The sequence below is a fragment of the Streptomyces sp. 796.1 genome (assembly GCF_047525675.1).
Classification (GTDB): Bacteria; Actinomycetota; Actinomycetes; order Streptomycetales; family Streptomycetaceae; genus Streptomyces.
In genome coordinates this window covers 32,873-41,346 of the sequence record NZ_JBLIWA010000063.1, presented here as the reverse complement: position 1 = coordinate 41,346, position 8,474 = coordinate 32,873, and the positions used below count along the sequence as shown (strand labels likewise).

At 73.3% G+C, this 8,474-nt stretch carries 8 protein-coding genes; 5 read left to right on the top strand and 3 right to left on the bottom strand.

Translation table 11 applies throughout. From position 1 onward, the window contains the following. Positions 1–704 (top strand): TerD family protein (locus ACMA1D_RS30015; RefSeq protein WP_414727140.1); only part of this gene is annotated, 704 nt, incomplete at its 5' end. A gap of 60 nt (positions 705–764) precedes the next feature. On the opposite strand, the gene ACMA1D_RS30010 is transcribed toward ACMA1D_RS30015, so the two are convergent. Beyond that, on the bottom strand, positions 765–2,012 hold the full coding sequence (locus tag ACMA1D_RS30010) for a glycosyltransferase (protein WP_414727139.1): 1,248 nt from the start codon (positions 2,010–2,012) through the stop codon (positions 765–767). A gap of 330 nt (positions 2,013–2,342) precedes the next feature. Here ACMA1D_RS30010 and ACMA1D_RS30005 point away from each other — a divergent pair, with 330 nt between their 5' ends. Together ACMA1D_RS30005 and ACMA1D_RS30000 are read left to right on the top strand one after the other, a co-directional pair. Further along, entirely contained in the window at positions 2,343–3,125 is a 783-nt protein-coding gene (locus ACMA1D_RS30005) for a glutamate racemase (RefSeq protein WP_414727138.1), read from the top strand. A 117-nt stretch (positions 3,126–3,242) separates the two neighbouring features. Then, positions 3,243–3,812, top strand: coding sequence for a hypothetical protein (locus tag ACMA1D_RS30000; protein WP_414727137.1), 570 nt, complete (start codon positions 3,243–3,245; stop codon positions 3,810–3,812). 165 nt (positions 3,813–3,977) lie between these two features. On the opposite strand, the gene ACMA1D_RS29995 is transcribed toward ACMA1D_RS30000, so the two are convergent. After that, entirely contained in the window at positions 3,978–4,988 is a 1,011-nt protein-coding gene (locus ACMA1D_RS29995; protein WP_414727136.1) for an O-antigen ligase family protein, read from the bottom strand. Positions 4,989–5,413: 425 nt separating this feature from the next. Between ACMA1D_RS29995 and ACMA1D_RS29990 the strand changes: the two genes are divergently transcribed. Next, positions 5,414–5,911, top strand: a complete 498-nt coding sequence (locus tag ACMA1D_RS29990; RefSeq protein ID WP_414727135.1) for an NUDIX hydrolase — start codon at positions 5,414–5,416, stop codon at positions 5,909–5,911. Between the two features lie 79 nt (positions 5,912–5,990). Here ACMA1D_RS29990 and ACMA1D_RS29985 read toward each other — a convergent pair whose 3' ends face one another. Next, positions 5,991–7,313, bottom strand: a complete 1,323-nt coding sequence (locus ACMA1D_RS29985) for a lysine N(6)-hydroxylase/L-ornithine N(5)-oxygenase family protein (RefSeq protein WP_414727134.1) — start codon at positions 7,311–7,313, stop codon at positions 5,991–5,993. A gap of 136 nt (positions 7,314–7,449) precedes the next feature. Here ACMA1D_RS29985 and ACMA1D_RS29980 point away from each other — a divergent pair, with 136 nt between their 5' ends. Further along, positions 7,450–8,406: a methionyl-tRNA formyltransferase gene (locus ACMA1D_RS29980; protein ID WP_414727133.1), complete on the top strand. Its 957-nt coding sequence runs from the start codon at positions 7,450–7,452 to the stop codon at positions 8,404–8,406. Positions 8,407–8,474 lie beyond the last annotated feature (68 nt).

Below are 8,474 nucleotides of genomic sequence, written 5' to 3'. Positions count from 1 at the left end.
GCGCGGCCCCGGTCGCCCCCGCCGCGGCGCCGCCGGCCCCGCCCGCCGCCCCGGCCGGCGCGCCGGTGCGGCTCACCAAGGTCACGCTGACCAAGGAGACCCCCACCGTCTCGCTCACCAAGCAGGGCGGGACCTCGGGCGTGATGCGGGTCAACCTCAACTGGCAGGTGCACAAGCAGTTCAAGAGCTGGGGCCAGAAGCTGGGCAAGGTGATGGCCCTGCACTCCGACCTCGACCTGGACCTGGGCGCCTTCTTCGAACTGGCCGACGGCTCCAAGGGCGTCGTCCAGGCGCTGGGCAACTCCTTCGGCGCGCTGCACCAGCCGCCCTTCATCCACCTCGACGCGGACGACCGCACCGGCGCCCGCAGCGAGGGCGAGAACCTGACGATCAACCTGGACGCCAAGGACCTCTTCCGCCGCATCCTGGTCTTCGTCACCATCTACGAGGGCGCCCGCAGCTTCGCCAACCTCAACGCCACCGTCACCCTCAGCCCGCAGCACGGCGCTCCGGTGGACTTCTCGCTGGACGAGTGCACCGTGCCGTCCAACGTCTGCGCGCTGGCCCTGATCACCAACCACAACGGTGACCTCGTCGTCCAGCGCGAGGCCCGCTACCTGGTGCCCGACCGTGGCGTCAGCCCCCAGCGCACCCTGGACCACGCGTACGGCTGGGGCATGAACTGGACGCCCGGCCGCAAGTGAGGCGGACGCCGGACCGGTGGGGTCCGGCGGCGTCCATCGGGGGTCGGCGCGTCCGACGGCTCACGGCGCGGCCTCGGGACGGGTGTAGGTACGCCCCTTCCAGGCCGCGCCCCGGCCGCGGTAGTGCTGGACGGCCGAGTCCACCGTCATCAGCAGGTACAGCAGCGCGATCAACGGCAGCAGCGGCGCCAACCAAGCGGGCTGCCGGTAGTAGCGCAGCATCGGCAGATAGCTGCCGGCCAGCACCGCCCAGGTCACGGCGCCCACCAGCCAGGTGGTGCGCTCGCCCTGGAGCGCCCCGACGCACACCGCGACCGGGGGCGCCAGATAGATCACGGCGAGCCCGAGGACGGTGCCGAGCAGGAGCAGCGGGTTGTGACGCAGTTGCGCGTACGCGCTGCGGGCGACCATCTGCCACAGCTCGCGCAGGTGCGGGTAGGGCCGCACGCTGTCCACCCGCTCCGCGAGCCCCAGCCAGATCCGCCCGCCGCCCGCCCGCCGGCCCCGGCCGGCCGCGACGGACCCCCGGCCCGCCCCGGCCCGCTCCGCGGCCGGTCGCCCGGCGCGCTTGACGGCCCGGGCCAGCGCCACGTCGTCGATCACCGACTGCCGGATGCTCTCGGGCACCCGGGCCCGCTCGGCGGCCTCGGTGCGCAGCAGCACGCAGCCGCCCGCCGCCGCGGCGGCCCTGGCACCGGGCCGGTTGACCCAGCGGAACGGGTAGAGCTGGGCGAAGAAGTACACGAAGGCCGGCACGATCAGCCGCTCCCAGGCGGTGTGCACGCGCAGCCTCGCCATCTGCGACACCAGGTCGAGGTCGGCGGCGCGCGCCGCGCACACCAGCGCCCGCAGGCTGTCCGGTTCGTGGGCGATGTCCGCGTCGGTGAGCAGCAGGTACTCCGGCTCGACCTGCGCCCTGGCCAGTTCGATGCCGTGTCGTACCGCCCACAGCTTGCCGGTCCAGCCGGGCTCGGGTTCGCCGGGCGAGGCGATCACCAGCGGCAGCCCCTTGCTGTCGTCGGCCAGCGCACGGGCCCGGTCCGCGGTGCCGTCGCTGCTGCCGTCGTCGACGAGGAAGACCACCGCCTGCCCCGGATAGTCCTGCTCCAGTAGCGACGGCAGGCTCATCGGCAGGACCTCCGCCTCGTCCCGCGCGGGCACGACGACGGCCACCGTGGGCCAGGGGCCCTCCCCCTCCGCGCGGTACGGGGGCAGCCTGACGTCCGTACGCCAGAACCACCCCTGCCCCAGCAGCAGCCAGGCCCAGGCGGCCAGCGAGGCTATGGCGATCCAGGTAAGCGCGCTCATCCGTGGCAGTCTGCCGCAGCGAACGCCGCGCGGGGGGCATCAGCCGCGAACCGGTGCGGCGCCCGGCCCCGCCCGGGGTGCGAAGCGGCCCCGGCCCGGGTGCGAAGCGGCCTGCGGAACCTCCCGGCACCCCGCGCCGGCGGCCCCGGCGGCGACGGGTCACCCGAGCGGTCGCCACCGGTCGGGCGACGGGGGGAACGACGCCATCGATTAAAGTGGCCTGGTGCCGCGCCGAGGTGGCGTGGCGCCCGAGGCCATGGGGCGCAGCCGGTGCCGGCGTGCGGCCCGGCCTGCTCAAGGAGGCGGACCGCTCTTGCGAGGCGTACGGCAGTGAAGATCGCGCTCATCGACTCCGGCCTCGGCCTGTTGGCCACCGCTGCGGCCCTCCACCGGCTGCGGCCCGACGCCGATCTGGTCCTCTCCAGCGACCCCGACGGGATGCCGTGGGGCCCGCGCACCCCCCAGGGCATCACGGAGCGCGCGCTGGCCTGCGCCAGGGCCGCCGCCGCGCACCGGCCCGACGCGCTGATCGTCGCCTGCAACACCGCGACCGTGCACGCGCTGCCCGCGCTCCGCGCCGAGCTGGAGCCGGCGCTTCCGGTGATCGGCACCGTGCCGGCCATCAAGCCGGCCGCGGCCGGCGGCGGCCCGGTGGCCATCTGGGCGACCCCGGCGACCACCGGCAGCCCGTACCAGACCCGGCTGATCCGCGACTTCGCGGCCGGCCTGAGCGTGACCGAGGTGCCCTGCCCGGGGCTCGCCGACGCCGTGCAGTACGCCGACGACCAGGCCATCGACGCCGCCGTCGGCGCGGCGGCCGGGCTCACTCCAGCGGGCGTAACCAGCGTCGTGCTCGGCTGCACCCACTACGAACTGGTCGAAGAGCGCATCCAGCGCGCGGCCCAGGCCGCCGCCGGCGTGCCGGTGACGCTGCTCGGTTCGGCGGAGGCGGTGGCGGCGCAGGCGCTGCGGCGCATCGGCGCGCTGCCGGCCCCCGACGCCGCTCCCACCGGCGCCCTGACGGTGCTGCTCAGCGGGCGCGAGGCCGCGCTGCCGGCCGAGGCACTGGCCTATCCGGAGGGCGCTTCGCTGGTCCGGGTGAGCGCGGTCTGACCCGGCGAAATCCGGTGTACGGGCCGCATGGCGCGGCTGGCGAACGGGGGCGCCACGGGTGGCTCGATGCCGCGCCGATCGGTGCCGGGGTGCGGTCGCGCGCGTAGGCTGCACGGTATGAGGGACCACCCCAAGGACGAGTACGCGGGGGCGGTCGGGTCGGGCGCCGATGTGTGGACCGGGCGGGCGACCAACCGTCTGCAATGGCCGCTGGCCGCGATCGGGGCGGCCTGTCTGGCGCTCGGCATCGACCTCGCCGTGGCCTCCGCCTGGACCTCGGGGCTCGCACCCCTGCTGATGTCGGTGATCGGCTGTGTTGCGGCCGGCCTGCTCATGCTGTTCGGCACCCTCGCCTTCGTCCACGTGGCGGTGCGGGTGGACGCCGAGGCGCTGGAGGTGCGCTGCGGGCACATCGGGCTGCCGCGCTGTCGCATTCCGCTGGAGCAGGTGATCGGCGCCGAGTTCGCGCCCCGGGTCACCCCGCGCCAGTGGGGCGGCTGGGGCTACCGCTGGCGGCCCCACCAGGGCACGGCCGTGGTCGTGCGGCGCGGCGAGGGCCTGGTGGTCAGGCTCGGCGACGGCCGGACCTTCACGGTGACCGTCGACGACGCGGAGGCCGCGGTGCGCGTCATCCGCGAACGACTCGGCCTGCGCAAGGGCCACAACGGCCGTCCGTCCCCGGCCTGAGCGGCACGTTTCACTGTTCGTACGGGCCGATACGTACGGGCTCACGCCTCTGGGCCGACGCCTACGGGCCCGTACTTTCCGCACCGGCTGAGTTGGTACGGCGCCTGGTTGCCGGCGCACCGTAGCCGCGGAGGCGGCGCGCGCGTGGGGCCGGTGGCGCGGGGCTCAGGGTGTGGCCGGGCACTGCCTGCGGGCGCTGGCGTCCTCGCTGATCAGACGGGCCGTTGCCATGCCGGCTAGTAGCCCGGCGCCCGCGGTCACCTCGGGGAAGCTGAGCACGTTGGCCACCGCCGCCGTGCCGGCGATCGCGGTGAGGGCGGCTCCCGCGCTGAGCACCACCGGCGTCGTACGGGCCGAGCACCACAGCGCGTACAGCATCCAGCCGAACGCGGCCCCGAGCAGGGCGACGCCCGGTACGCCCTGCTCGGCGGCCTGTTGGAAGGGGGCCGAGTAGGGGCGGTCGGCCGGCTGGGCCGACTGCTGCGCGGTCGGGCTGAACTCGGTGAACCTGCCGGGGCCCGCGCCGCGCGCCGGGCTGGTCTCGACGATCTCCAGCGCGTCCTGCCACAGCCGCACCCGCTCCTCGGTGACCTGACCTTGGAGCGAGACGGACAGGCCGGCGGGGAGCGCGCGTTCGGCGGTGGCCCAGGAGGCGCCCACGGCCAGCGCCGCGCACAGGGCGAGACCGAGCAGGCCGACCAGCCGGCGTGTCACCCGGGCCGCGGCCATCGAGCACAACAGGACGGCCGTGCCGGCCAGCCCAGCGGTGACCGAGCCGACCGTGAAGGCCGTCCCCACGATGGCCGCCGCGAGCAGCAGGCCCCCGACGCGCACCGCCGGCCGCCGACCGGCCCAACTCGCGCAGCAGGCGGCGCCCACCGCGAGTGCGGTGTACGCGGCGAGCAGTGCGGCCTGCCCCGGTGCGGCCGTCGGCCCGGGGTGCGGTGCGCTCAGCAACAGGCCGAGGCCGGCCAGGGCCGCGGCAGCGGGTGCCGCCACCGGCAGCAGTGCGCCGACGACCCGGCCGCCGGCGTATCCGGCGGCCACCGCGAGGACCGCGAGCAGCACGCCTTCCGGACGGGCGGTACGCCCGGCGGCGCAGCACAGCGCCCAGACCGCGCACGAACCGAGCACCATCACGCCGGCCCGGTCGGCCGCGTGGCGCGCCGTGAGCACGGGTGTTACGGCCGAAGTGACCATCCCCGTCGACCCCCCGAGTCGAAGCGGGCACCGCCGGACGGCAGAACGCCGCCTGCGGGCTAGGACTTTGGGCCACCGTAGCGGCTGCCCGCTAGGTTGTGGACATCCTGCGCAGAAACGATGCGGCGACGGTGTGGGGTGACCTTGAGGGTGTGGGTGGAGCCTTGACGAAGTGGGTGGGGACGGGGCGGGCGCCGGGCCAGGCGGGCGGGGCCGGGGTGCGGGCCGGGCAGGACGGTGCGCCTGCCTGGCCGAGCAGGACGGGCGGGGCGTCGGGCCGGTGTGGTGGACGGCGGCAAAAGGGGTGGCTGCCCGGTGGGTGGTGACTGGGCCCGTCCGGGGGCGGGGGTCTGGCATAGCGGCAGGCCCCGTCCGGGGCGGCACGGGCTACGCTCGGTGCCATGCCTATCCCAGACTTCCTCCGCACGCTGCGGGCCACCGCGGGTCACCAGTTGCTTCTGTTGCCAGGGGTGAGTGGTGTCGTCTTCGACGACGACGGGCGGGTGCTGCTCGCCCGGCGGGCGGACAACGGTCGCTGGTCCCTGATCGGGGGCATCCCGGAACCGGGGGAGCAGCCCGCGGACACGGTGGTGCGCGAGGTGTTCGAGGAGACCGCGGTGCAGGTCGTGCCCGAGCGGCTGCTGCTGGTGCAGAGCCAGCGGGAGCCGGTCACCTACCCCAACGGCGACGTCTGCCAGTTCGTCGACATCTGCTTCCAATGCCGCGCCGTAGGCGGCGAGGCACGGGTCAATGACGACGAGTCGCTTGAGGTCGGCTGGTTCGCCGTCGACGCGCTGCCGGACGTGGAGGAGTTCGTGGTGTCCCGGATCAAACTGGCGATGAGCGACGGACCGGCCTGGTTCGAACCGCCCACCGTATTCGCACCGCCCGCGGTCTGACCTGCGTGGCGTCGCGGACGGGTGGCGGGACGGCGGGGCAGTAGCCAGGAGGGGGCGGGCCCCGCCGTCCCGGGTTCGGTCAGCCGTGGGCGGCCGACGGTTGCGGTCTGCGCCGGCGGCTGCGGACCGAGTCGAGTATCTCGCCCACCCGGACGGCCGTGTGGGAGAGCAGGGTCGAGGTGATCCCGTGGGTGTGTTCGGTCGCCCCCTGGAGGTAGATGCCGGCCGTGACGTGGTCGGCGACGGCGATCCGGTGGTCGCGGGTGACGCGCAGCGCGCCCTGCTCGTCGCGTTGGCACAGCGCGTCGGCCGCGCCGAGCAGTGGCCCTGGGTCCGGCGGCCGGTAGCCCGTGGCGTACACCAGCAGATCGGCTTCGAGCACCTGGAGTTCGCCGGTGGGCAAGAACTCCACGGTGGCCCGCAGGCCGTCGGCGTCGGACTCCACCGAGCGCAGCCGCGAGACGTTGAGCATGCGCAGCCGCTCCTTCCCCTGCACCCGTTCCTGGTACTGGGTGCGGTAGAGCGACTCGATCAACTCCAGGTCCACCGCCGAGTAGTTGGTGCTGCGGTGGTAGCCGAGCAGTGAGTCCTTCACCTGGCGCGGTGCCTGGTAGTACGCGTCCACCGCCTCCGGGTCGAAGATGCGGTTGGCGAACGGACTGTCGTCGGCCGGCGTGTAGCCGTACTTGGCGAAGACGGCGCACACCTCCGCTTCGGGGAAGGAGCGGTGCAGGTAGCCCACCGTCTCCGCGGCGGACTGGCCGGCGCCGATGACGATCACCCGGTGCAGTTGCTGCCCGGCCAGTTCGGCCACCCGGGGCACCAAGTCGCGGTTGTGCAGGACCCGTTCCGACAGCGGGGCCTCGGCGGGAACGTGGTGTTGCATGCCGGTCGCCACGCAAATGTCCCGGGTCCGCCGGACCTGGAGGGTGCTCCCCTCGCGGCTGGTGACGTCGAAGTAGCGGACTTCCCCGTCGACCGTGACCGGAGTCACGGCGGTCACCTCGGCCGAGTAGTCCACCGCGTGGGCCATCCGGCCGGCCGCCCACTCGAAGTAGTCGTGGAACTCGATGCGGAGCGGGAAGAGCGTCTTCTGGTTGAGGAAGTCGACCAGTCGCCCCTGCTCCTTCAGGTAGTTGAGGAAGCTGTAGTCGCTGGTCGGGTCCCGCATGGTGACCAGGTCCTTCGGGAAGGACACCTGCATCGTCGCATCGTCGATGAGCATCCCCCGGTGCCAGCCGAACGTGTCCTGTTTTTCCAGGAAGCGGGCGTGGACGCGGTCCTGATTCCCGGCGTGAGTGTTGTACTCCTCGATCGCTATGGCAAGCGCCAGGTTGGACGGCCCAAAGCCGATTCCTAGCAGGTCATAGATGGTTTCCGTGTCGCGGCTGACATGGTTCAACGCAGCATCGCCTCCCTAGCCGGGGCAATCCTAGGTAAGGTTAGCCTTGCCTTGCAACGGCGGTGTGGCTGATTCCGTCCACGCCGCTTCGGCCGTCGTATGACGGAGTGTCACCCCATTCCGAGGGAGCTGCTGTATGCGGATCGCCATGTTCGGCTACCAGACCTGGGGGCATCGCACCCTGCGCGCGCTGCTGGATTCAGGCCATGAGGTGTGCCTGGTGGTGACCCACCCCAAGAGCGACCACGTGTACGAGAAGGTGTGGGACGACTCGGTGGCCGACCTCGCGGCGGAGCACGACGTCCCGGTCGTTCTGGCCAACCGGCCGACGGCCGAACTCACCGAGCAGCTCGCCGCATTGGCTCCCGACCTGATCGTCGCCAACAACTGGCGCACCTGGATACCGCCGGAGATCTTCGACCTGCCCCGGCACGGCACGCTCAACGTGCACGACTCGCTGCTGCCCGGCTACGCCGGCTTCTCGCCGATCATCTGGGCGCTCATCAACGGCGAGCCCGAGGTGGGCGTCACCGCGCACCGGATGGACGCCACCCTGGACGCGGGGGACATCCTCCTCCAGCGGTCGGTGCCGGTCGGCCCCACCGACACCGCCACCGACCTCTTCCACGCCACCGTGGAGCTGATCGCCCCGATCGTCACCGAAGCCCTGGAACTGATCGACTCGGGCAAGGCGGAGTGGACGCCACAGGACCAGGCCAAGGCCAGCTTCTTCCACAAGCGTTCGCTCGAAGACAGCCGGATCGACTGGAGTTGGCCGGCGGAGGACCTGGAGCGACTGGTCCGCGCGCAGTCCCACCCGTACCCGCACGCCTACACCTACCACCGCGGCCAGCGCCTCGAAGTGGTGGCGGCCGGGCTCTCCCGGGGGTGTTACGGCGGGACGCCGGGGCGGATCTTCATCAAGGAGGGCGACGGCGTGGTGATCGTCGCCGGCACCGAGGCCCGGCGCGGGCGCAGCCGCGGGCTGCTGCTCACCCGGGTCAGGACCGAGGACGGCGTGGAGTGGGCGGCCACCGACTACTTCCGCACCATGGGGGGCTACCTGCGCAGCCACCCGGAAACGGCAGGGTGAGTCAGCGCCGTGGCACAGTCAACCGCCGGTCCTCCGGGGCCGGCTGCACACCGGTCCGCCGCCGCCCC